This is a genomic window from Mucilaginibacter sp. L3T2-6, assembly GCF_030519355.1.
Lineage (GTDB): Bacteria > Bacteroidota > Bacteroidia > Sphingobacteriales > Sphingobacteriaceae > Mucilaginibacter.
In genome coordinates, this window is the sequence record NZ_JAUMKC010000003.1 from 55,242 (window position 1) to 80,420 (window position 25,179).

Consider the following 25,179-nt stretch of genomic DNA (forward strand, 5'->3'; position numbering starts at 1 on the left):
GCCTTGTCGATAATCTAATAACTTAATATTTAGCTATAGATCGCCGAAAGGTCTTTAATCGATTTGATATGAAGACATTTATCGCTATTCTATTTGTTCTATTCACTGCGACCGTTTCAAACGCTCAAATTGTCGGTGGCTATTTCCCTTCTTACAGGGCTGATAGTGTTGATAGAATTCAATATAACAAGCTAACCGACATTTGGTATGCCATATTTTTTAGTCAAAAACCAGGTCAAATTTGGGTTGATCATTCAGGCAATATAAAAACTGTTAGTGATGTCGCCTTTAAAAAGCTGCTTGGTCATTGCAAAGCCAACAATGTACGGTTACACCTTACTATTGTCGATAATCCACCTAAGGATTCAATTAATCGCTTTCCGGCAGTTGCCCATGATGACACCAAACGGAGTAGTTTTGTCCGACAATGTGTGAATTTTTGTATCGATAATGGTTTAGCTGGTGTAGATATCGATTGGGAAACGCCTACACCTGGGCAGAAAGATGATTTTGAGAAACTATTGAGCGATCTACGCAACCAATTGGATAATCGAGGAGCAAGTATAGGACGAAGTTTTAAGTTAAGTATCGCTGCAAATGATTACCATTCGAATACCGGTATCAAGCCGACTGCTCTCCCGTATCTTGATTATTTACACGTAATGGCTTATGACGGGGGTGGGGGAAGTGCACATTCGCCATTTCAATTAGCTCAAACCGAAATGACAGATTGGGCGAATGCAGGATGTCCTTACAGCAAAATGATTTTAGGTTTACCGTTTTACGGAAAGAATGATGCTGGTTTAACTCAAAGATACGGGGACCTCAATCCGGGTGTTGGCACGCCAAGCACCTTCGAGGGATATTACGTCGCAGGGTATTTTTATAATGGGAAAACGCTAATTGGAGAAAAAGTCGATTATGAGGTCGGAAAAGGCGCTGCGGGAGTTTTTTCATGGGAATTAAGTCAAGATCGCCTGGGTAACGATCCATATTCGTTGTTAGGCGCTATGTACAACGCGATGAACTCAAAAAGCACCTGCGTTGACGGCAATGAACCTAATAATGATACGCGCAGCGCCACAAATTTTTTATCTAACCCCCTAAATCAAAATAATGTCACTGAAAGCGTAGACGGGATTATCCCCGACCCGAACGATCAGGACTGGTATAAGATACCGGTTGACGGAAAGGGTACCCTAACGTTGTCGCTGACCAACTTTCCGGCCGACTATGACTTGGAACTATATCCTTACAGCGGCTTATCCGGAGGAACGATAGGAAAATCTTATAATACTGGCACTGCCAGCGAATTATTGACATATTCCTACGATTCCCCTCAATCAACGATGCTTTATGCAAAAGTATATCCGAAAAATCCCTCTCAATACAACGCCTGCGGAAAGTATCATTTAACATTAAATTGGACCTCGAGTACAGGTACGACCTGTGCTACTCCACAGCCGCCTACGGCCGCCTTCGGATCCGATATTTGCGGCGCGCCGACATTAGCTTCGTCAAATTTATTCCTTTCATTCTCGTCGGGTGGCGGAAGCAGTTTTAGAGCCCAGATTAGTAAATATCCTTATGGGGCATCAAATATTGTTTACACTTCTCCTTGTCAGCCCACTACATCACCGTTTACGCCAACGGGTTTAACCGCTGGCATGTTGTACCGTTGGAATATGTATGCTTACGGCGCCACGGATTGTACCTCTTGCCAAAGTAATGTTTCCAACACAAAATACTTCGGTATCGCGCCGTTAATCAGTTCAGCTACTACACAATTACAAGCTGGCAGCAGCATAACACTGACCACCCAAGCCCAATCGCCTGGGTCTGGAGCAAGCATCAATTATCGTTGGCTTAAAGATGGCGCACCGTTTCAGCAAGGTGCAAACCTGACATCGGTCACGGTAAACACGCCGGGCAATTATACATTGATCATTGATTATTCCGGCTTCGCAGATTGCAGCGGAACCACCTCCACCGGAAGCAGTAACAGCATTAACATCACCGCTGGAAGTTCTTGCAGTCAATCGGTGGCACCCACCTCGGTATCTCAAACGACGTCGAATGGCACCACCACATTAACAGCTGTAGGAGGCTCATTAGGCAATAATGCCGCCTGGAAATGGTACTCCGGTAATTGCGGCGGCACCTACCTCGGCGCAGGCACGGTATTGACTGTTAATCCTGCGGTTACAACTGACTATTTCGTGCGCGCTGAAAATGACTGCAATATTACTGATTGCGCCAAAACTACGGTCACTGTCGGAGCATGCACACCTTCAACAGCGCCCACGGACATTACACAATCTACTACGAACACGGTGGACGGCCCGGCTATTCTGTTAACGGTTAACGGCAGCACACTCGGTACAAATGCGACCTGGAGATGGTATGTTGATGGCTGCGGCAAAAATCTGATAGCCTCCGGTCACGTCAACAATATCTATGTTACCCCTACAGCGCGCACGACCTATTATGTTCGCGCAGAAGGCGATTGCAATATTACAGATTGCGCAAGCATAACAGTCGATCCAGTGGGTGGCTGTGTACCATCTGTTGGAGCAACTTCCATATCACAACAAACGACAGATACGCCAAATGGGCCGCAAACCTTACTGACCTTGAATGATGGCTCACTCGGCACCAATGCAACATGGCGTTGGTATACAGAAAGCTGCGGCGGAACGATCTTCGCTTCCGGCCACGCCAATAGCATCATCGTAACGCCAAATTCAACGACTACTTACTATGTCCGGGCTGAGGGCGATTGCAATACCACAGGATGTGCTTCGATAACCGTGAATAATTGCACGATGTCTACTTTGCCAACCTCGTTGGTGCTATCTTCGAATAACATCTTGCCTGGCGCCCAGGTACAAATTACCGAAGTCGGAGGCTTTTTAGGTTCAGGAGCTTCCTGGTTATTAACTCGTGATGCCTGTGACGGACCGACCGCATCGTCGGGAAGGGGAAGCGTGTTTACGTTAAACCCCACAAAAACTACAACCTACTATTTACGAGGAGTCGGAATATGTGGCCTTACCGATTGTATGAGTGTCACTGTAAACGTTGTAGAACCTCCTACAATTACTTCTGTAACCCCACTCACTGGCGGCAAAGGCGCTACAATCACAATTTATGGAAGCCAATTTATAGATGTCAGCGATGTGACCATTGGAGGGACACAGGTACAAAGCTTCACTGTTGTTGACCCTAACACCATCATGGCGGTCGTTGGTGCCGGCGCAAGCGGCGATGTCGCCGTGACCACTCCAGGCGGGACTGTAAACTACGCAGGTTTTACTTTTCTCCCTGCACCGGCCATTACAGCTGTCTCTCCGTTAAGTGGAAAAGATGGCACAGTCGTTAAAATTACCGGTACAAATTTTCAGAATATGCAAAGCGTCACATTTGGCGGTAAAGCGGCTGGTAGTTACACACTTGTAAGTTCTGAAGAAATCGATGCTACGGTCTCGGGAGGTTCGTCAGGCGATATTCTCGTCAAAACTGACGGGGGCCAGGCAAGCTTTTCAGGTTTTGTTTACTATCCTAAACCACAAATCACAGCGGCCGATCCCCTGGTCGTTATGAAAGATGGGATTGTTACTATAACTGGAAAGAATTTAAGCGGAACCTCAGCTGTTTCTTTTGGAGGAACACCGGCTGCTAGTTTCACAGTGAATTCGGCTACATCCGTAAGCGCGACCGTTGGCGATGGGACGAGTGGAAACATTTTTTTAACGACGAAAGGAGGGACGGCCACCTTCTCCGGTTTTAGCTTTGTATTTAGTTTACCGGCAGATAATTTCAACCTTTCGGTCCAATCCGTCAGCTGCAGCGGAAACAGCGATGGTGCGATCAATGTCGAGGCTAAAACAGCGATGAAATATTCAGCTGCACTCTCCGGACCTAACGGCTCCAATAATATCCCATTCGTTCAAACCTTGTCCATCAATAACCTGCCTGCAGGTGATTACCACCTATGTATAACCATTAGTGGTCAAAGCAATTACCAGCAATGCTACGATCTGACTGTCGGTCAGCCGCAACCGCTTTCCGTGTTGGCTTCGGCCAATCCGAATACAAGGGTTGTAAACCTTGATCTTTCCGGTGGAGGAACTTATTATATACAGTTGAATGGAAACATGACGGCGACAACCAATTCCCGCGTTTCACTTCGATTAGCAAGCGGTAATAATGAAGTTGTAGTCACGACCGACAAACCATGCCAGGGCGCATTCAAGAAAACATTTCAGATCAACCCAGACATTACCCCGTACCCAGTACCGTTTCAAGATGTTTTGCACCTGAATCTCGGCGGACGGCAGCCCAAGAAAGTTTCGATAAAGATTACCGAATTGATGGGAAAGGATGTTTTAAAACAAGATTTTCGGCAACCGTCTAATGTGATCCAATTGGATGTCAAAACGCTCGCCAATGGATTTTATATTCTTCAGGCCGACCTTGACGGTAAAGAATTCACCTACAAAATCGAGAAAAGATGAAAAATATAATCTTTGGAATTATGCTAATTCTTTGTTTAGCCGCGTGCTCAAAACACAATAATCCTACGCCACCAGCCGCGCCGGGAAAGGCCACCCTGCTTTTTCCGGCAACTGATGCAGTATGCACTATTGGCACAGTCAAATCAGCCACAGTAAGTGAAATCCAATTACAGTGGAGCGGGGACGCAAATACCAACAGTTACGAAGTGCACATAAAAAATCTATACACCCACGCAGATTCAGTAGCGCAAGCTAACAATTCACCGCTTAATGTACTGTTAAAAAGATCGACTCCCTATTCATGGTATGTTATTTCCAAATCATCGAAATCGTCATCTACGGCACAAAGCGATACCTGGAAATTCTACACTTCCGGCCCAGGCGCAATAGTGTACGCACCCTTTCCGGCTGAGTTGATTGCGCCGAAGTTTGGCGCGACCGTATCTGCAACATCGGTTATGTTACAATGGAAAGGGAGTGATGTACAGGCAGATGCCTCATTAATGTACGATGTTTATTTCGGCACTGACAAAACTCCCACTCAAATTATCATGGCAAACACTTCAGCTACCAGTTCCTTTAGTGTAACCGTCACTGCCGGACAGACTTATTACTGGAAAGTAGTTACGAAGGATTCTTTTAAAAATAGTTCGGAAAGTGGGGTTTATCAGTTTAGTGTGAAATAGGTAATTACTCCTAAAAATTTTATTAATAATTCTTTACTGTAAATATTTGAAAGTCAACTTTAGGTCTCCCAATGCTCCAATCTTGATAACACTCAATTAAGCGCATTGTCGCCCTATTTTATGGCATAGTCTTATTCAACTGAAAAATCAGATAATGAATTTTGGTCAGCCCCTTATCTTACCTGCTTTTACAAGGGTTATAAAACAATTCCAACCAGTTCGTCATAACTCAACACAAATTTCTGATTCAAGCAATCCTCTGAAGCGGTAACGTATATCCGCCACCAAACGAACTAAAGAAGCTCAATTACATCAGACTACATCCTTCAGCCGCCAAGTAAGTTCCAATGCTTCCTGCCATCCTGAGTTGATGAATAAATCGGGGATCACCCATTATGAAAATAGTATGCCTATACATCCGAGTCAGCACGGACGAACAAATAAGAAAAGGTTACTCTTCGCTAGAACAAGAAGACAGATTCTTACAATACGTCATTACGACGGCATAGAAGTAAAGACATATCTAGAAAAGATCATTCAGCGGAGATATTCAACAAGAACCGCCCTTCATAAACCTGCTGCAAATACAAATTCGCCTGTGCTATCTTTTCTAACCCTTCAACCGGCGTCGCCTGGCGATCGCGTACAGCTAACTGACTTTCTTTTGAAGATCCATAACTGATTTCAAAGTAACTGTAATTGTACCTGGTCGAAATAAGAAAGCTGCCCCTTAATGTTCTCCAGCTTGCGCTTTAGCGCTGGAATATCGTCCGGATCACCCAGGTTATATTTCTCATCGATCGTAATAGCCGTCTCGCGCGGAATGTTCAAGTCGATCAGCCGCCGGATCATCGGCTGATACGCTCCTTGCTCAATAAATCGGAGGAACATCTGGCCTGGCGCGCGCATATCATATAGCGGCTTCAGCAGCATAGGCAAACCGAACGAAATCGTATTTTGAAGCAGAATGATCGTCCGCTCGATCTTATCATTCGTATCGTAATATTCGGCACCCAGGATTCGTTTCAGGGATTGTCCTTTGAGCCAGCTTTCCGCATTGATGCAGGCACTCAGCAACGGATCACCGCTCTCGGTTTCCTGTATGCCGAACAAGCGATTATAATAGACCGGGAAATGTTGCTTGAGTTCCAACAAAATGTTTTTCAGCTTGAAGGCGATCTGCAGTTCGGCTGCGCTGGTTGGAATCAGCCAGTTCTTCGACAATTGCCAAAGACGGTTCTGGTCCACCGGGTCCCAGTACCTGTTAGCTAGGCAAACCTCCCGGCTGACCTCCAATTTATTCAGTACTTCCTGCTCTGCCTGGATCTGTTCCGGCGAGAGTTCGATACCCACCTCTTTCAGCCTTAGCCCCGCATACGAACCATACTTCAGGATAGATTGGCGAACATAGGTTAGCAGGTAACTATAATCGCTATTCGCCGGTGTTTGCCCCGTGCCCTTCGTCAGGGCATCCATGATATTTTGCTTGTTACCTTCGAAAGCTTCCTTATAACCCACAGTGATATTCTTTTCTGTGTTCTCGAAAAGAGAAGTTTGCCGGTCATCCACATCCTGAAAACTATCCTCGTCCATAACATAGGTGCGCCCGATAAAGTCTTTCAGCAGACGCCCCGCCCGGCCTCGAAGGTTGGCCGTCTCATAACTGGTCAGCTTCGGTTGGTTACCATTTACCTTTGTAAGCGACAGGTTTGGGTTGCGGATAATGATATTCTTCACCGGCAGGTTCACGCCTTGTAGCAAGGTCGTCGTGCAGACGATGTTCCGGATATGCTGCCTGCGGATACCGTCCTCCACAGCGTTGCGCACATGATGCGGCAATTTGCCGTTATGATAGGCGATCCCACCCAGAACCGTATGGCTCAACGCAAAATCCTCGTGCACGGTATCGCTCAAATAGTCTGATAATTCCCTTAGATAAGGGTTGTTCCCGCTTTCGGCAGATGAGCGCAACTCCTTGGCCATCTTGCGTGAGGCCGGGGCCGTAGGCGAGAAAATGATATTACTTTCCTGGGCGTCGAAACAAGACATGAAAGCATTGAAGAAGCCCATATATTTTTCTGTGTAGCGCGATTGTCCGTAACCTTCCAGCATCTGCTGGTTCTCGATCTTCAGGCTCAAAGGTTCGCTGTTCAGGTCACAATATAATTTAAATCTGTGCTCCCTGTTACTTACTTTTTTCAGCGCGTAAGTCAAGTTCACTACCGGCGAGTTTCTGGTCGAGGCCCCGTATCCATCGATGCCGAAAATATCTTTTCCCAACCGGGCAATATTGGTCACCCTGGGGCCCGAGATGATCACTTTATCGATCGCCAGCGCGTTCCTAACCTCCGTCATCAGGTCGAACAGAATCTTTGCCCGCTGGTCATCCGCGTCCGCTACTCGCTCCACATTCTGGATCTCATCCACGACCAGCAGCCGCAGGTGACCAAACGGTTTATCCGCCTGGCTGAACGCCGCGATCGCCTTTTCCTGCGTCAATACATAGATCGTTTCAGCGGTAAAACGCTGCGGGTTATAATTCGTCTCAACTGTCATCCCCAGCTGGAATAGCGCCAGTTGCTGCTTGATATCCGTCGCCACTTGTGCCACCAAACTCAAAGTCGGCACGATATAGAACATTGTCCCTTTCTTTTCCAGCAGCAGCGACATCATCTTGATCAGGATAATATAGGATTTGCCTGCGGAGGTTGGTGCAGAGATACCCACCATGACCCTTTCCGAGATCGCGTCCCAAACCTCTTTCTGGAAACTGGTTATCAGGAACCTGCGCCCAGCGATTCGGATCTCGTAATTCAGCTGCCCCAGCGAGATCGCGAACTGGTTCAGTAAACTACAGTTCCCCTCAAAAGCCCTGGCCTCACTATAACCCGCGTCCAGCATCGTCGCCGTCGGCGCGAAACCCCGCCGGGTCAGGAACAAGATCAGGTAATGCTGCAAACCCGACCATTGCGGTTTGGCATAGGTCCACAATAACGCCGAGATCACTACTAAGTAACGGTCGGTATCATCCGTCTTCGCCAGCGAGAGCTCATCCAGCACCGCGATCGCCTCAACGATAAAATCCCGGTTCAACTCATAAGTATACGCCGGGATGAATTTGAACTTCAGAGCATTTGAGCGCAGATCGATCTTCAGCAACTCGTTCAATACCGCTTTGGATTGCTTCATCTCCATTATTTCCCGATTAAGCGTTGAAAAGATTTGAGCAATTCTGCCATTTCCCATAGAGGGAAAAAGATATAATTGAAACGTGGCAGCAATTCCGGGGCAATGCCATCAAACAAGTTTTTGTCGATCTTACCCGTCCGGTCCGTTACGATCTTCATGATCGACGCCTTTTTTTCTGTTTCATTTGCGCCAATTACTTTATCCGTTTCGTTATATAAAATGATCGAAACAAGGTGTACCTCTACCGGGCTCAGTTTTCCCTGCTTATAGGCTTTGGCGACCGGCACCAGTTCCTCGTCCAGGAAATCATCATAGATATACAGTTTCAGTTCCGTCCTGTGGTTTTTATAGTTGTCGCGGATACTGCACAGCGCCTCCTCAAAAGCTTTATTGAATTTGTAAGAGCTAGAGTATGCTTTCGCCTCCCCAATATAGATCAAATGCGTACCACCCTCAAAGTTATAATGGATCGCATCCGCACCGAAGCGTTCCATATTGGCCGAACTCGTGATCGGCATCTTGCGCAGTAAAGGCACCGCGTCAAAGAAAACCTGCAAAAGGTTGAACAGGATCAGCTCTCCGAACTGTCCCTGTAGGAAAACCTCTTCTGTGACTGAATTTTTAAACTTTTGAAAAGTCACCGTCCGTAGCGCAGATTGTGCATTGCGGTCGCTACGCCCTTCCTCGGCGACCATCATATCCACGATCTTTGCCGCCTTTTGGTTACTGTATATCCATTCAGGTATCGTATTCACAAGTTCCTCACAAAACTCATCCCGATACTCCTGCAAGTCCACATAATTTATACACGAAGCCACATGTTCTTTTTTCGGCACCACATCGAATTCCTGGCGCACCCAGTAAACATGGTTCATTAACGAGTTGGTATAGGACCGAAGCGATCTTAATTTTTCTGCAGAGAGTTCCAAAATGTAAATAAGGCAAGTTTATAATTTTAACAACCGACAGCCGGAGCGTGGAAAATAATAAGTTAAACGAATATACAAAGGAGATTTGGTATTGCCTATAAACCATGCAGAACAGACAAAATAACGATCTCGGCATATGTTATAAGCAAAAATATCCATTTATACCCCCTGTAAGTCGATACCTACGGCAATAGAATAACCGTCTGCATATCTTTGCCTTGAAAAAATTACATCATCCAATAGTATTCACCTGACCGTTTACTTACCCCGTTTTTATACAAAAAAGATTCGCGCGCTACAAAGGGCCCGCATCTTAGATTTATTTATATGATTCGATTAACTGGTAAACATCCAACAGGTCTCGTTATAGGCCAAACGGCGTTTCAGGTGTATTAATGATTTGTTAGCGGTTGACCGAAGGCGAAGTAATACACTGCAATGTAACATACACAACTGCCAACAAATGATAACAATTTATTATTAACTCAGACTCGATAGTCGACTTAGACAAAGCCTTAACACGAATAACAAAGTTGATAAGCGAAGGCATCATCTATGATTTGAGAATTACTACCATTTTCTTGAGGCCTGCCAATAATAAACCTATTATTAATGCCGTCCCCGCCCGCCTCCTACATGTTTTACCCCACCGGATGAACCCCTTTTTACATAGGTCTTTTTTCCATTCTTATTGATATAGTACCTACCTCCGCGGGGCCCGGTCTGTATCGTGGCATCATATCCTGCATCACCCGTACCGCCTGCCTCAAGCTGCGAATAAACTGCTGTATACTGCTTCGGGTCAGCACCGGGAACCAAGCTTACATTGGCGTAATTCAGCCAGAAGCAATCCGGGTAATAATGGTGCCTCGCCTGCACGAACCCGTTCTTCGGTTTTCCTTTCAGCAGCAGAACCGTTCCCGCGGGAACATTGTATGCTAGTTGTGTCGCATCATAATCAGCGAACAAATCAGTGGGCTGCACCGAAGCGGCAACATAGTACTTGCTACAGGAGGAAGTGCCCATCCAGATCAGCAGCGCAAAGGCAGTGAATTGAATTATCTTTTTCATGAGCTTAATTTTAAAAGTCGTTAAAGACTTGCCGGTAATAAAATTAGCGCGTTTGGAATAGCCGTCTATACGGTTTTCCGTAAGCAGGCTAAGTTTTACCTGTGTTAAATCCCGTTAGCGCTAAGATGTACGCTGTTCAACTGCGGTGGGAGCTCGCGGTGGCTTATGCATTTGCAATAATATGCGCCAGTCTAACGGACGATATGGTTTATAGAATTCAGCAAAGCCAATGGCTTCAAACCGGAAATATTGGATCGGACGCAAAAGTTTAAGCAGACAAAGCAGCGTCTGCTAAATTTTTGAGGCATGAATAAGGCTTGCTATTTCGTATGACACTGGAAAGCCGCCAGCAGCGTCATGCTCGCCCCAGCATTGTCCGTCCGGTACACCTGCAAGCTACTGCGCTCGGCAAGGTGAGCCGTTGGTACCTTGATCAGGTAGCCGGATTTCTGAGTCGGCTGGGCGTTACCGTAGCTATAGCTAATACCACTATGGTGGCTGAACAGGCTGTCGACGGAGCACAACCGATCGCTGAGCGGCGGCCGGCAGTTCTCCTATAATAACCTGCTTTCCAGAGACGAGGATATCAAAATAGTAGTCTTATATTTCTATACGGCCATTATTTATCATGTCGCCCGGGTAATGAAAGTGAAAGGCATCGAGCTGCCCAAGCACGTGATCTTCAGCGGAACAGGTTCTAAGGTCCTGAGTATTATTACCCCCGACTGGCAGATGTTGACCCATCTTTCCATCGCAATTTTTGAACGGTCTATGGAGAAAAATTCGATATCGACGGGATGACCCTGGCCACCGAAAAAGATAAACCCAAAGAGGTCACCTGCAATGGCGGGCTGATGTCAGAGGAACAGGACCTCGTCATGGACATTCGCGCCATCAAATATACCCTGACCTGCATGGAAGATCAGGGCGTAGATAAGCTTACCTATAACGAACTGAGCGATGCGGTATTTACGAAATCCTGATAAAAACATCAGCTAAATGAAAATCTAATTACTGACCTGAAGACGCGATATTTCTACCAACAAGAAAGATTCAGCATCTATCCTTCTCAATTTTTCTGATAACGCAAAAGACTTAACCGCATCAATTGCGTACAACTTGGACCAATAGCTGGAAAAAGCGAACGGGAAGTGTAGACGACCGTTTCGTATTCCCCACCGGCGCAACCACCCGGCGAAAAATTGATTTGATGTTTTGAAGCCGGACAGCAATCTAAACAAAACCGCTGCCCTCAAAAAGCCGGCAGGCTTAACAGGGATCCGCCCGCCAGTGGGCGGGCTGCCTCCTGTCCTGTAAATGCCGTTGCCGTGCCACATGCACCGGACGGTATCCCTGCCTGCAGGCATATGCCTTTGCGGCGGATTGGGTAGGAAAATTGGGCCCGGCCTGGGAGCCGGTTACGATAACAACGTAGTGTGATGTAGGCGCATGCTCGCTTGCAGCATGCGGCCTGTGCTCGACAAAAGCTACTGGCATAAGAAATAGAATTTGGTGAATAGATATGTTAAACTTATTGATATCGTAGTTACCGCCGCGCGGGTTACAGGCGGTTGTATTTTTCATCCTATAATGCCTTTTAAATAAAGTCTGGCTTTTGTACCAGCTTCAGTTTTTCCATCAATTGCAGGAACAGGCAGACCGTTCCACGTAAGTTTTATTACCGCTGGAGTTGATATAATAACAACCGCCTTCAGACCCTTTGTAAAGCTGTTGTCCGCTTTTATAAGTGCCGCAGGAAGTATCGGTTTTGGTTACCGTTGGCTGGTTTTCAGTTTTTGAGCAGCCAAGCTGGCAACAGGAAACGAGCAGCAATCCTAGGAATAATTTTTTCATGACCGTGATGATTTGCTTCAAAGCTACCGTACCGGGAATGCAAATTTTTACGGAAAACCGTAGGCAGGTTACCTGCTCATCCTTTGTTGGCAACAGTGATCAGCACCAGGTTCGTGATGACGTACAGTGATAGGACTATTGCTGCGCTTCTTCTGTCGAAGCGTTCTGCTTTCGGGTTGTTCCCGTTTTCGGCGATTCTCAGGGAGCAGACGGACAGGATGAGCGTGGCAAGTATGAAAAGGAAGGTGAGGTCGTGGATCTTATCGACAAAGGAGAAAGATATGGTAGCTGGAATGTTGCTGTCCATGACGTATTTGTTGCCGACGGCGGCGAAAAGACCGCCAATGCTGAGCCCGAAGCGCTGGTCGCGTATGGGCGGTACGAAAAATACGAGGTAAGCGACTGCGAAAGAGATGTACAGGCCGATGAGTAATTTAAAGAAAAGGCCCCAGCAGTCGCGGGCGATGTTGACTTGGTAGGTGATGCGGGAATAGCTGCTTTTTCCGTGAAGCTGCCTTTCACCAAAATCGCTGTTATAGGGGGCAACCGTTTCGGTTGCGGAGTAGCCGAGGATATGCCAGCCGGGCAGGTGCATATCTTCATGGATTTTAAAATTGCCGGGGGCTGCTTTCAGGATCATTTTGCTGGTGTCGAGGCCGGCTTCCAGCTCGATCAGCAGGGTTTGGCGGTCGAAGGGGTAGTTTTTAAGCTGCCAGTCATGGATCAGCGTGAGTTTCCCGGTTTCACTGGCCAGCCGCATGCTATGGTCTGCAGCGGCATAGTAGGGATCGGTGAATTCGGCCTGCCTGGCGTTGACGACTTCGGCATTTTTAAGCGGGTCGAAACCCTTGTTTTTATAATCGAACCATAACCAGCAGCTGGCGGTATAGGCATAATCTTCGGGTTTGAGGTCGTAAAGGTTTTTGAGATAAAGGCCGGAATAGCAGGTATCCCGTTGCCGGGGTTTCGCCATGAACGGCACCAGTATCAACACCAAAATCACCAATCTTTTCATCTGATAGTGGGAATTGACGGCATGGGTATCCATCCTTGTACTAAAACAATAACGGGGAGGATGAAGGCGAGGGCGAAAGCGACCGTTATAACTCCATAAAGTATTCCATACGTAACGTTGTTTTCCTGGAACTCCACGGCGGTTGATTTCCCCTTGAAAATTGTTTTGGCGACCATTTTGGCCAGTGTTGCGGCCAGTAAATAGGCCGCGCCGGCTGTACAGGCACAAATGAGCAGCAGGCCCCAGAGCGGGCCGGCCGAAAGACTGATGTGGCCGGCCGACGAAATGAGGTTGAGGTAGTCCTTCAGTGGAAAGAGCGTAGCGGTGGTGAGCGTGGCGGCCGAGATGAGCTGCCCGCTGAGTGCTGCGCTGTGGGCGTTGGTTAAGGCCCCTGTCGGAAAATAATTGCGTTTCCAGCCGCTGATGGTGAGCCGGATCAGCAGGTAAAGTAAAATGACGCAAAAGGTCAGTAAAATAAGGGCGCTCAATAAATTGTCGGTTCTCATAATTTTGAAGCATTAATTAAGGTGAAGTCCCAGTAATCCATATGATCCACCTGCGGGCTGAGCTGGCCGGGCGCAAAGCCTTTGGCCGTCGTTTCCCAGAGCACATACCGCTCGGTTCCCAGGCGCTTTGCCGAACCCGGCAAAGGGAGTTTCAGCCCGAGCAGTGAATGCCGGAAGGTCATGCTGCTGAGTATGGCTGCGGGGTAATGGTAATGGTCGAAAAGGGTAAACAGGAAGAGGGTCCGCGTGTCGCAATCGCCCTGGAAATTGGCCATAAATTCGACCGGTGATTGTACGCCGTACGGCACCTGGCCCAGGCAGCTGTAATTGCCCGCGGACGGCATCCCGGCGTAGTCGTTCGCCTCCTGGCTGCCGCATTCCCCGGCAGTAACCGTACAATAAGGTATGTCCTGCACGAAGCTGACCAGCATGTTGGCGAATGCCAGGGTGTCCGGTTTCCGGGCTTTTTTCAGGCTGTCAAATAAGGTATAAACGCCGTTGAGCCGTGAGGTATCGGCGGTTGCGAGGGAACGGTAGATCGCTGCAAACGAGGTTAAACCCTGCAGGTTTTTATGATCATTTTTGGCCATTTGGTAAGCGGAAGCCAAAACGCGTACGTCGCCCTCATAGGCATTGCCGTTCATGTCTTCCCAGGCGCGGTGGTGGATGATCCAGGCGTCAGGCTTATGGGTATGCCTGACCGGAGCGGTGGTGGTGTAATTCCGTTTGTTTTCCGCATGAGGGATTAGATGGCCGGCGTTACTTTTGGTGAAGTTATTGAACAGGCCAATACCAAAACAAGCCAGGAAGAAAAGCAGGGTCAGCCCGTAAAACCCGGAGAAGACAGCGCCTGCAAATACGGAACGCCTGATTTTTCTGAACAGGAAGGAAAAGAAGACAAAACCGAGGATGAAAAGCCCGGCCCGGGAAAAGCTGATGAGGAAAAATATGGCCAGCCCGCAGCAGAACAGGCCGGACAAAAATTGTAATACAGAAATGAATGATAACGGCTGGGCGACGGCATACCATTCGCCCCACCGGAATTTACCGGTTGAATGCTGGTAATAATCCCTTCGGTAACGGGCCCCGTCCCGGTAAATAAATTCATGGGTGGCCGTGCGGGTCCATTCCTGTTGGTTGCTGACCGGGATATCCGGGATGGCGTCAGGCTTTTCATGAGCTACTTTTCTGTCTTCCGTCCGCAGCCTGGTTATATAACCGTAAAGAGTGCCGGAAATGGTTCCGAGGTTTTCGCTGCCTTCACGGACAATTTTTGATAAGGTAATATCGCTGAGCTTCGGCTCATGGATGTGCAACCGGAACCAGGCATCGGCAGTGGGGTCGTAACAGTTCACGGGTTGGGCAAAGCTGCCATCGAAATCATGCAGATCTGCGGCTCCGGGAAACTCGCCCTGGTCCTCCTTGCGAACCGCGTCTAAAGTGATTTCTGCTTGGTAAATGTGCATCCGGAAATATTCCACATGGTGACTGGAAGCAGTCTCGCTTCGTTCCGCGTGGTACTTGCCCCGGAACCGGCCTTTGATATAGGTGCGGTCTGCAACCGTGATGGTTTCGGATGTCCAGTAAGTACTCATAAATACCGTTCAAAAAATTGTTCCTGCGTGCCGAACACCCGGGCATCGGTGATGAGTTGCGTATTATAAGGCGGATCCGTATGGCGTTCATGGTACCGGATATCCAGCTGGTACTTTTCGAGGAAGATCTGGCGGTAGGTCTCCTTAAATTCCAGGTAGTCTGATTCCACGATATCGCGGTAAACAGCGGTTTTCCGGATCAGGTAAGGGTTAGCCGTGTTGATCTTCCATTTGAGGTAAACGGGGGATAAAAAGAGGACGACCATCCCGGTCGTCACCAGCCACGAAAGGGCGAATACCCCGCCGGAGGTTAACAGCTGGATCCGCTGGATGAAATAGTCGGCCCGCCCGATGACGAATCCGATGCGCTGCAATGCTTCGTCGCGGTCATGCAAGGCAGCCGTAAGCTGCGCTTGTAAAAGCTGGATTTGCTGTTGGTCATAAGAGAGGCGCTGCTTTTTGCTGATGTCGTGCTCCAGCTGGATAACGTGCCTTTGAAACTGCAGCCCGATTTGTTTTTCGGCCTTCCGGATTTCCGCAGCCTTGAGTTGTTCTACCCGGCCGGACAGGGTACCTTCAAATAGCCAGGCTTCCAGCGGCTTGGAGATAAAGACAGCAAAAAAGACAATAAAACCGATCCGCAGGCTGATGGACAGGTGTTTGATCACCCCTTCGTATTTGTTCTTCAGGACGGGTTTAGCCAGGGTACCCAGCAGGACCTCGTAAATATTATTGACCATCCAGGCAAAAATGAGCGACACGGGTATTGCCATCCAGATATTGTCGAACAGCATAGCAAAAGAATAGCAGCAGGATATAAAGCTGAGCGCAGCCACTGCGCGTCCGATCAGGCCGATGAGGGCGAAACGGTTTTGTATGCCGGGATGCCCGCATTCAGCAAGTATCCAGGGGTCTTCGCCGCTGGCTTTCCAAAGGGTCAGTTGGAGCGACATATCAGCTGGCTGCTGTTTGAGTGGTATCTCCGTCCATTACAGTGGAAACATAAGCGTCGAGATTGTTATCGATCTCCTCTTTTTGGCGGTCTTTCCATCGCTGGATAATATATTCATTGAGCTCTTTCTGCGCCTCGATGACGCGGGCCTTCATGCTGGTCATTCGTTCCACCTCGTGGTGGATGACCAGGTCGCGTTCAAGGCCTTCCTTATCGGTGTAGTAGTCGTGCTGTATCTCGATACCGTTTTGTGCCTTAACGAGGTCTTTGATGTTTTCCTCCAAATAATCATACGGCCCTTTGATCAGCATCAGCTTAAAGAAGATCGGCGTCAGCTCGATGGCCATGAAAAGCAGGGTGATGAAAATAGAAATACCGGGCGCCAGCTCATGGGCGATCTTAATGCGCTCCAGCAAACCGTCGAGGCCGGCGGACACCGACTTGTTCTTTTTGAGCGCAGTTTCCAGTTCTGCGTTCATCGCCGCACGCCTTTTTTCGATATCCTCGATTTTGGTTTTGTTCATGGCTACGAACTGGTTCTTTTCCGCTTCTACCCTGTCGCGCTCGGCTTTGTAGGAAAGCGCCATCGGCCCCTCGCCCTGCCCGCGGCCGCCCTGGCCCTTCGACGTTTCGATGTTCCAGAGCGAATCTTTGGTGGCGATGACTTTCATGTAGCCCTCGATGCGGGTTTCAATAGCGCTGTTTTCCCGGTCGAGGTCTTTGATGCGGTCCTCAAAATTTTTGCGCGTTTTAATCTCGTAGTTTTTTTGCGCCTCGAGCTGTGTCTGGTATAGTTTGGCGTCGATCTCGCTTTTAAACATCCTGATCTCAACAGGCTTGGAAATAGTCAGGGCGATAATGGCGCCCATGATGATGCGGGGCAGGGCGCTTTTTAGTTCCTGCCTGGTGATGGCTTCGGTACCATCGCCTTTGCCGGTACTGGTGACGATGAAACGATCGATATTAAAAATGATCGCGCCCCAGATCAGGCCAAATACGGCAGCAAGGATGGCGGTCGGGATATCAGTCGGATCATAATGCCCGGAATGGATAATGGTTTTGATATCATCTATGGCATCGCCTTTCGGCGCGAAAATGGTATAAAATGCATAGCCGCCGGCCAATGCCGCCATGACGCCTGTAGCCAGGACGATACCGCCCATACAGGTATATTTAACCTGGTCGGAATACGTGCTTTTCTGAAGAATATACTTATCCGCTCCGGATATCTTCCAGAACTGCTGCATCAGCCAGGTCGGCTTCGGGTTTTCGTAATATTCGGTGCGCATAATCTATTTTTAATTATTTTCAGATTGATAAGAATTAGTAATGATATCCTGCTCCAGGCTTTCGCGGGAGGCAACGAGGAACGGATTGTCAAGCGTTACCGGCAAAGGCATCAGGATCGGAGCCGGCGTAACGGGCAACATCGCATTCGGACGAACACTTAAGGACTTGTGCACTTTCGGACGTGTTTCAGCTGCCGCAGCCAATCCGAATTGTACAGCTTCTTTGAACTGCACATCATTCACTTTCACGGCCAGCGATTGCCGGGCATTACCGTAAATTCCCCGTGCAATAATTTCAACCCGGAAAACATCACTGACTGGCAATTCAGCCATCGCGCTGGGTTTATAACTCTTATAAGACTTTCCGTTCAGCACCAGCTTGACGGCATATGCGTTCCTGGCCTTCCAGGCTACCCTGCAGGTCGCCCCCTGAAAAAGCAGCAACTGGTCAGTATAAAAGTCAACGATCTCCGCAGGCCGGAAGGTAAACAGGTTCATCAGCCTGTATAACACCGTTTGTATGATCGGCAAAAGTTTCGTCATGTTACCCGCGGTGGATGATCGCTTCATTCAGGGCGTTTACGATCTTCTGTATATAGGTTTTGTCTTTTGAGATAATACTGTTGGATTCACCGGAATTGGTGCTGATCCGTACGGCAAATTCATTTTTAATCGCAAATAGAATGATGATGCCGAGCGCGGTGAAAATCAGACCGGCAACTCCTGCGCAGTCGGAAAAAAGTAATAGAAAGCCATGTACAACTATGATAATGGGCAGTTTGATGAATTTTGCCCGGGATACAGTGACATTTCCGTCCCGGTAAAACACAACCTCATTTTGAACAGGTGCTTCCATGATAAGTTATTGGTGAATGGTAACTATCTCAAAAGTAGCCTTAGCATGGAAACGAATTTTACGGGAAACCGTAAAGAGCAGGGATATTTTAACTATTCTTCTTATTATTGTTCATCTATCCTTCTATACATATTCGATAAACCAACCTTGTTATGAATAAAACAATTCACTTTATCTTAGCGCTTCTTGTATGCTCAGTTTGCTCGGCGCAGCAATATCAGAGTTTGTTAGATCAATCATTTATTGTCCATTCAGCGGGCAATATATTTGTCAATAGCAATAGCAACAGCCGGAATATCATTCAGCTCGATTTACCCGAAAAAACCAGTGCATTAGTTTACCGGATCACAACCGGCGCGGCTGCAACTTCCTCTCCACCTGAAAAACTTTTCCAATTGTTAAAAAATGTATTGCCCGGACAGTTGTCGATGGAAGCTTCACTTGCCCAATTTGTTATAAGTAACACCGACGGCAAATCAATCGACCATTTTATTTTCAGCAATGTATTCGATGCGAATGCCTTCCTGGGAAAACAGGATCATTCCTGGACTTTTTGTAAACAAAACAGTGGTATTATGAGCATATGCCAGGCCACTCAAAGTTGTATCAGCCCAACGATCTATTTTGGCTTCAGGAATAACAACCTGGCTACCCCTGTTAGTGTCCATTTGGAAGTGGTTGCAGTTATCGACACTTCAAAGCAAGCAAATAGTGTGTACAGCTACAATATTGCCAATGGAACCGCACAATCCGTAAAATATCTGATCAGCAACGACCGGGTAAATTGGGAGGAACTGAGCCTTCAACCGGGTTATGCGCATACGCTCAAACGTAACCAGTCCAAAATTCTTATCCGGCTGGTTACCGGCATTTCCACTGTTGTTACTTATGAAATTCATCCTGAAGACCGCTATAAAATCGTTTGGAACGCTGGCCGGTGGGACCTTAACAAATACTAGTGCACTACTTATCTAAATAAAACACCTTATAGCTGTGATCGCTTTCTAGCAGGATATCAATATTATCATCGTTGTAACCGTCCCTTGTGCCCGGCACGCGGAGATAATCCCATTCCGTCCCGCCTTCATCATCTCCCCTGTCGGTGCGAAATATGCTGCTGGCGGATACGTATTGCAGGTACCGTTTTGCGGTTAGGGTTTCCGGGTGGTGAAATTTGTGGCCCGCGGAGAAAACGACGGCCTTGGGCCTGACAAGGTTGACGAAGGCGGCGGAGCTGGCGTTCTTTGCGCCGTGATGAGGTGCGATGATTACCGTGCAGGGTAAATATTGCCGTGCTTTTTCAACCATGAATTTTTCAGTGGCGATCAGTGCATCTTCCGGATCATCGCGGTGCCGGCCGACGGCATCCCCGCAAAACAGAACGGAATTGCCGGCAAAATCCAGGCGCATGACAATGCTGACGGCATTGAGCTTTTCCGCTTTGTCGGTGAGCCCCCACTCCGGGAGGGGTTTCCCGAAACCGCAGAGAAAAGTAATGGTGGTTGAGCCGATAGTAAAATGATTACCTGGCGTGATCACACTGTCCCGCTGGTTAAGGTTGACGTTTTCAGTTGACCTTATCTCGTCAAGGGCAGCAATAATTCGCTGATAAGCCGCTGTAGGTTGCTCCGCATCTATCATCGAACGCTCGTAGCCTCCCCACAACAGCTTTTTTACTTTAAAGTCCCTGATTACCTGGCCGGCCGCCACAATATGATCGGCATCCGTATGGCTCAGTACCATCAGCTCAATTTCGCTGCCTGCAGGGATGAAGCTTTTTATTTGTTCTACCGTCCGGTTGCCATTGGTGTTATAGTCCCCGCCTGCATCATATATGATGTATTTGTTCCCCGGCATTTTGATCAGGTTACACAAACCGGCACCGACGTCCAGCACCCTGACTTCAACAGTTTCGTCAGGATGGGGCTGTTGTTGCTGCGCGTTCGCGCTGCCTGCAAACAGTAAAAAAAAGCCAATCAGGTATTTCATGCAAATAAGGTTTAGGTCTAAGATAAGGAGTGCAAATGTAATTTTCAATAGTTCACATTACGTGTACCGCCAGTAATAATAAGCTAAATGATAACGTTTGAATACCTTTCCGGCAGGCAGGAGATTGGGGCCGGTCTCGCAAGCGTCACTGCCTTGCGCAGTCGACGGGGTGGTCAGCTGCCTGGTTTTTTACTGCTGCCTGCAGCCTGATGATGGTTATAAAATCACTTTGCCTGGTGATCGGCGTATACGGTCATTCGCCAGCGAATGATTCCCTGTGCGGCCGTGTGCTGGTGGTGGCTATGCGGCGGGAACTGCCGGCGCTCTTCTGCCACAATCTCCCGTCCGCAGCCCATGCAGCGGTAGATTCCGGAATGAGGAACATTACCGCCGGGCCTGTGGTCGGTATTGAAGGCACTATTATGGCCTTGTTTTAAATATTGAGCGTCATGATAGATAGCCATTTGCTTATACTTTTTGGATCAATGATGTTTGCTGTTGAAGGGGCCCTTGCTAACGTTTTTTTTCACGGATTTGTGAATGTGCAGCTTCAAATCGGGGTGTTTGCGCTGGTATGGTTTTGGGCCGGGCTTGATGGCTTGGATTGTTTCCATGATCATGAATTATTTTACGTTTAGAATTCAAATATCGCGGTTCATAGCCCGCGTATTTTACGGTTTTCCGTAATGAAGCAATTAAAAAAGGATTACTTCTCAAATCCGCAAAGCGTCCGTCCTTCTTTCTGTGCATCCGCCAGTTTCATTTTTACTACCTTATGCGAACAATGGCTCAAGCCGCGGCAGTCAGACCGTAAATGGTATTTCTTTCCTTTGGAGCCTTTGCAAATGTAAACGGTGTCGGCGGCATGGTGCGCAACCGTAAAGGACAGGACCGCAAATAATAACAGTGTTTTCATATCATCAGGATGAAAGATTTTAGTCGAAAATAGAAAGCTGATGGCTGCTTTTTTTACGGAAAACCGTAACCCGGTCAAATCATGCCCAGGTCTTTGCAGAAACCGATCAGCTGCTGGTTCTTGCTGAAATTCATCGCCTCTCTCATCAACTTCAGGCGCTTCTCCACACTGCTTAAACCAAAAGGAGGCATCCCGTTCAGTTCCAGCCAGTCCGCGATTTCCCGCTGCGAAAACCCTTCATTCAGCAAACGGATGATCTCCTTATCACGGTCCGTAAAATCATGCTGGTTACCCTTCGCGGCGAGCGACCGGTAATCGCGGGGATAGTAGCGGCGGTTTCCGGAGAGTTGTTCCAGTGCATTTTTGAGCTCTCCCGCATCTCCCCGCGCTTTGCGCACGAAGCCGTCTATACCCGATTCCTCGTACAACCGGCGAATCACTGCAATTTTACTTTCCGTTGAAAACACCAGCACCTTGAGTTCCGGCTGTACCCGTTTGGCTTGCCGGATGAGTTCTATACCGTCCGGGCTTTGTTTGGCCGTGCCTTCGTCCTCAAAATACAGGTCAGTAACCAGCAAATCAAAGGGTTCTTTTTCCAAAAGCGCTTTCTTCAACAGCAAAATGGCATGGCTGGTATGGTACCTGTGCACCGGGAGCGGCATGCCAAGGCCCTCCAGGGTTATTCGCAGCGACAAGTTGGCCATGTCCTGGTCTTCCACGATTAGAATACGGTTAAACTGCATATCGGTCTGAAATCGGTAATTGAATCAATACCCGGAGTCCTTTGGTCTCCGCCGCGTCAAAATTAACGGTACCATTTAATGCTTGAATACGGGAAACCGTATTTTGCATGCCCTTTCCGGGAGTCCCCTTCCCGCCCAGCCCGATGCCATCATCCCGGTATTCCAGCATCAGGCGCCCGTCTTCCATTGAAAAGCCCACATGCGCCTGCGTCGCCTGGCTGTGCTTGCTCATATTCACCATCAGCTCCTGCAAAACCAGTAACAGTTGTTCCCTTACGGGCAAATCTACCGCCTGCCACAACTCCGTATAATTGCCTTCCACCGCAAGCCGCAGCGCTGGATTTTTAAAAGCATTCAGCATCGAGCCGATCCTTTCCGCGAAATCAGCCACTGATTCCGCTTCATCGTGGGCAACGTTCCTGGATATGTTATACATGTTTTCCAGCCGGTCCAGCAAAATCGTACGATCGAGCTCCGGTAAGTGTTCCACCTCGCTCATGATCCGGTAAATCCCGTTGGCGACCTTATCATGTACCTTTTGAGACAATTTTAATCTATTTTCCTGTATCTCCCGTTCGGCCTGGAGCTGTAACCGTTGCTTTCGTTTTCGGTACCACCATATGGTCCAGATGACCGCCACCCCGGAGAGGATCAATCCGGCTATCAGCTGGTATCGTCGTTCCGTATTTTTCTTTTGCAGCTGCAGGTTCTCTGTCTTTGCCTTTTCGACGTTATACCGGATCACCGCGAATTGGCTTTTTGCCGCGCTACGGGCAGTTTGCAGGCTGTCCTCCAGGCGCTGGTATTGCTGGAAATATTTTTTTGAACCGGCGGGAACCAGCATGATAAGCTTTCGCAAAGCGGCTAACTGATCGTCCGGACTGTGCAGCTTACTGGCCGCTGCGAACATTTTCCGGGCGTAAAACAAAGCCGAATCCGGTTTATTTTCCAGGTAAAAATCCGTCAAATGGGCGTAGCTTGAATTTTCACCCCAGGTATCTTTTTCGTGCAACCGGATGGCAAGCGACTTCAACAGTTCAGGCGCGGCATTATAATGCCGGTTTTGCAGCCACTTCGTGGCAGCCAGGTTGGTCAGTGTCCGCGCATAATCCGCGCCTTTGGTACCGGTTATCCGGAGCACCGAATCATAACTGGCCAGGGCCTTATGATAAGCTTTAAGCTTTTGATAGGAATTACCCTGGTTATTAAAAAAATAAGCGCGTAACTGGGGACTGTCGGCATATTGAAGCGCCAGTGCATAAAAGCGGAGGGCCTGAATGTTATCATCCGTATTATAAAAGGTCATGCCCAGTTGATTGTAGTCTTCTGCCAGGTGCCCGCGGTTCTTAGGATCATGTTCATCCAGTGATTTTAAGGCCTGGATCAGGCTTTCCTGCGCGCCAAAATTATCGCCCGCATCAGACTGGATCAGGGCCATGTTTTGATAAGCCATGGCCACCTGTTCCTTATCCGTTGAATAGGTTGCCGACCGGTTGAAATAATAAAACGCAGAATCTTTGCTGGTATTCAGTAAGGCATAGGCTTTTTTATAATCGGCCCATTGGCCGGCCGTATGGACAGGCGCCTGATGACACGCCGCCAGCAGTACCAGCCCGACGGTCCATATGTGTGATAATTTTCTCAAGGTACCACTAAAGTACAATTTATAATAAAAAAATAAGGCAAGCGCGAACTTGCCTTATCATAAAATTAACTTCCGGGCGGCGGAGGTGGCGGAGGCGGGTGACCGTTGTCGCCGCCTGTGCCGCTATCTGCCGTTGCGGTGATGGTATGACCGGCGTTACCACCGGAATGATGCTGCGCAGGACAGGCAAAGGCCAGCCATAGCGCCAAAAAAATATGGAACATTTTTGAAAAAATTTAAAAGGTTAATAAATCCTGCAGGCCCGCCGCGGGACTGTCCCGGGTATCGCTGCAAACCGCGTAAGAGGCGCCTCTTACATTTTTTGGGAAGTGCCGGGCGTCGGTCGCGGAAGCTTTCACCGCTTCCCAAGCCGGATGATTACCTCCGCTTCCTTTGCCCTTTAGCAACCGTTCGAATCGATTGCCGGAACAAATATGAAGTGATATAACCGGCTTACAATCAACCGATTCCAGTATTTCCATTATTTCCGGCGCGATTCCGGAAATGCGGATGGAATTCCAAAAAATGTTTTAGATTTATCCCTGAAAAATTTGAAAATGTCTGAGTCTGAGTATAAAGAATTGGTCCTGGCGGAGTATGACAGGCAACTGAAAGAAGAGCTATTGCCCTCCAATTTATTAGTGCCAAAACCAGCTAGTATCAAGGATGAGGTCGTGATGATTTGTGGGCAAGGCTCATTAACTACCGGTGACGAAAACATCTTGCGTTCTTTCGTCGGACCGAAAGAGGATATTGGTGCTTATTACAATGCATTTCAGAACGGCTCAGCTGATATCTTTAGACAAGTGATAACATTATTAGGCCGCCGGTCAGTTAATACCAATATTAAATACATCAATTTACTGGCTTTACTGATAGATTTTCAACCCCGCCCTTATCATCCTAACCTGCAAATTAAAAGCACAACCGGTCCTAGCATTAACCCTGCGCGGACTGGAATCATATCTGGTGAACCTCCCGTGGGCCCTGGCACTGTAAACCCCGGAGGGGAAATAACAAAAGGAAACAGTTATAAATTTTTATGGATTTTTATGGCCGTCATCGTTGCAGGGATGAGCTGGTACCTGGTCGCTAGAAAGACCGTAAGACAATGTACCGGTAAAGAAGGCTGTATGATCTGGAACAATGACCATTATGAATGCATCGAATGCAATGACAAGTCAACCGATGCGCCGCACTATCCGATCCAGCACGAAATTATCGATCATTTTAAACGCATCACCCGTCCGGACACGCTGACCTATCATTCCGTACGCAAAGTATGGTACAGCAATTATAAAGGCAGAGTGGTGTTTTATACCGACAGCGGCCCCAACCCGCTGGACACCAACCTGAGGGTGTTGCCAATGACCACCCATATCCTGGAAAAATACGTGCTCCATATCAAAAATTGATCTTTACGGTTT

General features: G+C 48.0%; 23 protein-coding genes. 5 read left to right on the forward strand and 18 right to left on the reverse strand.

The annotated features are described in order from the left end of the window. Positions 1 to 68: 68 nt before the first annotated feature. Positions 69 to 4,517, forward strand: a complete 4,449-nt coding sequence (locus Q3W13_RS04575) for a glycosyl hydrolase family 18 protein (RefSeq protein ID WP_302861719.1) — start codon at positions 69 to 71, stop codon at positions 4,515 to 4,517. Then, the gene (locus tag Q3W13_RS04580) at positions 4,514 to 5,203 is read left to right on the forward strand and encodes a hypothetical protein (protein WP_302861720.1); all 690 of its coding nucleotides are present in this window, start codon (positions 4,514 to 4,516) and stop codon (positions 5,201 to 5,203) included. Before Q3W13_RS04575 ends, Q3W13_RS04580 begins: the two co-directional genes overlap by 4 nt. A gap of 684 nt (positions 5,204 to 5,887) precedes the next feature. Here the strand turns inward: Q3W13_RS04580 and Q3W13_RS04585 are convergent. The 3 genes from Q3W13_RS04585 to Q3W13_RS04595 all read right to left on the reverse strand — a co-directional run bounded on the left by Q3W13_RS04585 (position 5,888) and on the right by Q3W13_RS04595 (position 10,392). Beyond that, entirely contained in the window at positions 5,888 to 8,398 is a 2,511-nt protein-coding gene (locus Q3W13_RS04585) for a DEAD/DEAH box helicase (protein ID WP_302861722.1), read from the reverse strand. Beyond that, a complete protein-coding gene (locus Q3W13_RS04590) occupies positions 8,398 to 9,267 on the reverse strand; it encodes a DUF1837 domain-containing protein (protein WP_302861725.1) in 870 nt (289 codons plus the stop codon). Before Q3W13_RS04590 ends, Q3W13_RS04585 begins: the two co-directional genes overlap by 1 nt. A 663-nt stretch (positions 9,268 to 9,930) precedes the next feature. After that, a complete protein-coding gene (locus tag Q3W13_RS04595) occupies positions 9,931 to 10,392 on the reverse strand; it encodes a hypothetical protein (RefSeq protein ID WP_302861727.1) in 462 nt (153 codons plus the stop codon). Between the two features lie 797 nt (positions 10,393 to 11,189). On the opposite strand from Q3W13_RS04595, the gene Q3W13_RS04600 reads away from it, so the two are divergent. Next, positions 11,190 to 11,375: a hypothetical protein gene (locus tag Q3W13_RS04600; protein ID WP_302861728.1), complete on the forward strand. Its 186-nt coding sequence runs from the start codon at positions 11,190 to 11,192 to the stop codon at positions 11,373 to 11,375. A 286-nt stretch (positions 11,376 to 11,661) separates the two neighbouring features. Here the strand turns inward: Q3W13_RS04600 and Q3W13_RS04605 are convergent, their stop codons facing one another. The 9 genes from Q3W13_RS04605 to Q3W13_RS04645 all read right to left on the reverse strand — a co-directional run bounded on the left by Q3W13_RS04605 (position 11,662) and on the right by Q3W13_RS04645 (position 18,459). Then, positions 11,662 to 11,976 carry a hypothetical protein gene (locus Q3W13_RS04605; protein ID WP_302861730.1) on the reverse strand — a complete coding sequence of 105 codons (315 nt, stop codon included), beginning with the start codon at positions 11,974 to 11,976 and terminating at the stop codon, positions 11,662 to 11,664. Positions 11,977 to 12,030: 54 nt separating this feature from the next. Beyond that, complete coding sequence (locus tag Q3W13_RS04610) at positions 12,031 to 12,246, reverse strand: hypothetical protein (protein ID WP_302861731.1); 216 nt, start codon at positions 12,244 to 12,246, stop codon at positions 12,031 to 12,033. Positions 12,247 to 12,322: 76 nt separating this feature from the next. Beyond that, the gene (locus Q3W13_RS04615) at positions 12,323 to 13,294 is read right to left on the reverse strand and encodes a hypothetical protein (RefSeq protein WP_302861732.1); all 972 of its coding nucleotides are present in this window, start codon (positions 13,292 to 13,294) and stop codon (positions 12,323 to 12,325) included. Further along, entirely contained in the window at positions 13,258 to 13,767 is a 510-nt protein-coding gene (locus Q3W13_RS04620; RefSeq protein ID WP_302861734.1) for a hypothetical protein, read from the reverse strand. The genes Q3W13_RS04615 and Q3W13_RS04620 overlap by 37 nt, the downstream gene beginning before the upstream one ends. Further along, positions 13,764 to 15,362 carry a hypothetical protein gene (locus tag Q3W13_RS04625; RefSeq protein WP_302861736.1) on the reverse strand — a complete coding sequence of 533 codons (1,599 nt, stop codon included), beginning with the start codon at positions 15,360 to 15,362 and terminating at the stop codon, positions 13,764 to 13,766. The genes Q3W13_RS04620 and Q3W13_RS04625 overlap by 4 nt, the downstream gene beginning before the upstream one ends. Then, a complete protein-coding gene (locus tag Q3W13_RS04630; protein WP_302861739.1) occupies positions 15,359 to 16,315 on the reverse strand; it encodes a DUF4407 domain-containing protein in 957 nt (318 codons plus the stop codon). The genes Q3W13_RS04625 and Q3W13_RS04630 overlap by 4 nt, the downstream gene beginning before the upstream one ends. 1 nt (position 16,316) lies before the next feature. After that, positions 16,317 to 17,603 carry a DUF4407 domain-containing protein gene (locus Q3W13_RS04635; RefSeq protein ID WP_302861741.1) on the reverse strand — a complete coding sequence of 429 codons (1,287 nt, stop codon included), beginning with the start codon at positions 17,601 to 17,603 and terminating at the stop codon, positions 16,317 to 16,319. Positions 17,604 to 17,612: 9 nt separating this feature from the next. Beyond that, on the reverse strand, positions 17,613 to 18,146 hold the full coding sequence (locus Q3W13_RS04640) for a hypothetical protein (RefSeq protein ID WP_302861743.1): 534 nt from the start codon (positions 18,144 to 18,146) through the stop codon (positions 17,613 to 17,615). A gap of 1 nt (position 18,147) precedes the next feature. Continuing rightward, positions 18,148 to 18,459, reverse strand: coding sequence for a DUF6232 family protein (locus Q3W13_RS04645; RefSeq protein WP_302861745.1), 312 nt, complete (start codon positions 18,457 to 18,459; stop codon positions 18,148 to 18,150). 152 nt (positions 18,460 to 18,611) lie between these two features. Here Q3W13_RS04645 and Q3W13_RS04650 point away from each other — a divergent pair, with 152 nt between their 5' ends. Then, positions 18,612 to 19,418 carry a hypothetical protein gene (locus Q3W13_RS04650; RefSeq protein WP_302861747.1) on the forward strand — a complete coding sequence of 269 codons (807 nt, stop codon included), beginning with the start codon at positions 18,612 to 18,614 and terminating at the stop codon, positions 19,416 to 19,418. Between the two features lie 4 nt (positions 19,419 to 19,422). Here the strand turns inward: Q3W13_RS04650 and Q3W13_RS04655 are convergent, their stop codons facing one another. From Q3W13_RS04655 to Q3W13_RS04680, 6 genes are all read right to left on the reverse strand, one after another. Further along, complete coding sequence (locus tag Q3W13_RS04655; protein ID WP_302861748.1) at positions 19,423 to 20,448, reverse strand: ComEC/Rec2 family competence protein; 1,026 nt, start codon at positions 20,446 to 20,448, stop codon at positions 19,423 to 19,425. Positions 20,449 to 20,672: 224 nt separating this feature from the next. Beyond that, a complete protein-coding gene (locus Q3W13_RS04660; protein WP_302861750.1) occupies positions 20,673 to 20,912 on the reverse strand; it encodes a hypothetical protein in 240 nt (79 codons plus the stop codon). 242 nt (positions 20,913 to 21,154) lie between these two features. Further along, positions 21,155 to 21,364: a hypothetical protein gene (locus Q3W13_RS04665; RefSeq protein WP_302861751.1), complete on the reverse strand. Its 210-nt coding sequence runs from the start codon at positions 21,362 to 21,364 to the stop codon at positions 21,155 to 21,157. A gap of 74 nt (positions 21,365 to 21,438) precedes the next feature. Further along, complete coding sequence (locus tag Q3W13_RS04670; RefSeq protein ID WP_302861752.1) at positions 21,439 to 22,107, reverse strand: response regulator; 669 nt, start codon at positions 22,105 to 22,107, stop codon at positions 21,439 to 21,441. Further along, positions 22,097 to 23,752 (reverse strand): tetratricopeptide repeat-containing sensor histidine kinase, encoded by a 1,656-nt coding sequence (locus tag Q3W13_RS04675; protein WP_302861753.1) that lies wholly within the window; start codon positions 23,750 to 23,752, stop codon positions 22,097 to 22,099. Before Q3W13_RS04675 ends, Q3W13_RS04670 begins: the two co-directional genes overlap by 11 nt. A 65-nt stretch (positions 23,753 to 23,817) precedes the next feature. After that, positions 23,818 to 23,976 (reverse strand): hypothetical protein, encoded by a 159-nt coding sequence (locus Q3W13_RS04680; protein ID WP_302861754.1) that lies wholly within the window; start codon positions 23,974 to 23,976, stop codon positions 23,818 to 23,820. Positions 23,977 to 24,309: 333 nt separating this feature from the next. Between Q3W13_RS04680 and Q3W13_RS04685 the strand changes: the two genes are divergently transcribed. Then, positions 24,310 to 25,167 carry a hypothetical protein gene (locus tag Q3W13_RS04685; protein WP_302861755.1) on the forward strand — a complete coding sequence of 286 codons (858 nt, stop codon included), beginning with the start codon at positions 24,310 to 24,312 and terminating at the stop codon, positions 25,165 to 25,167. Positions 25,168 to 25,179 lie beyond the last annotated feature (12 nt).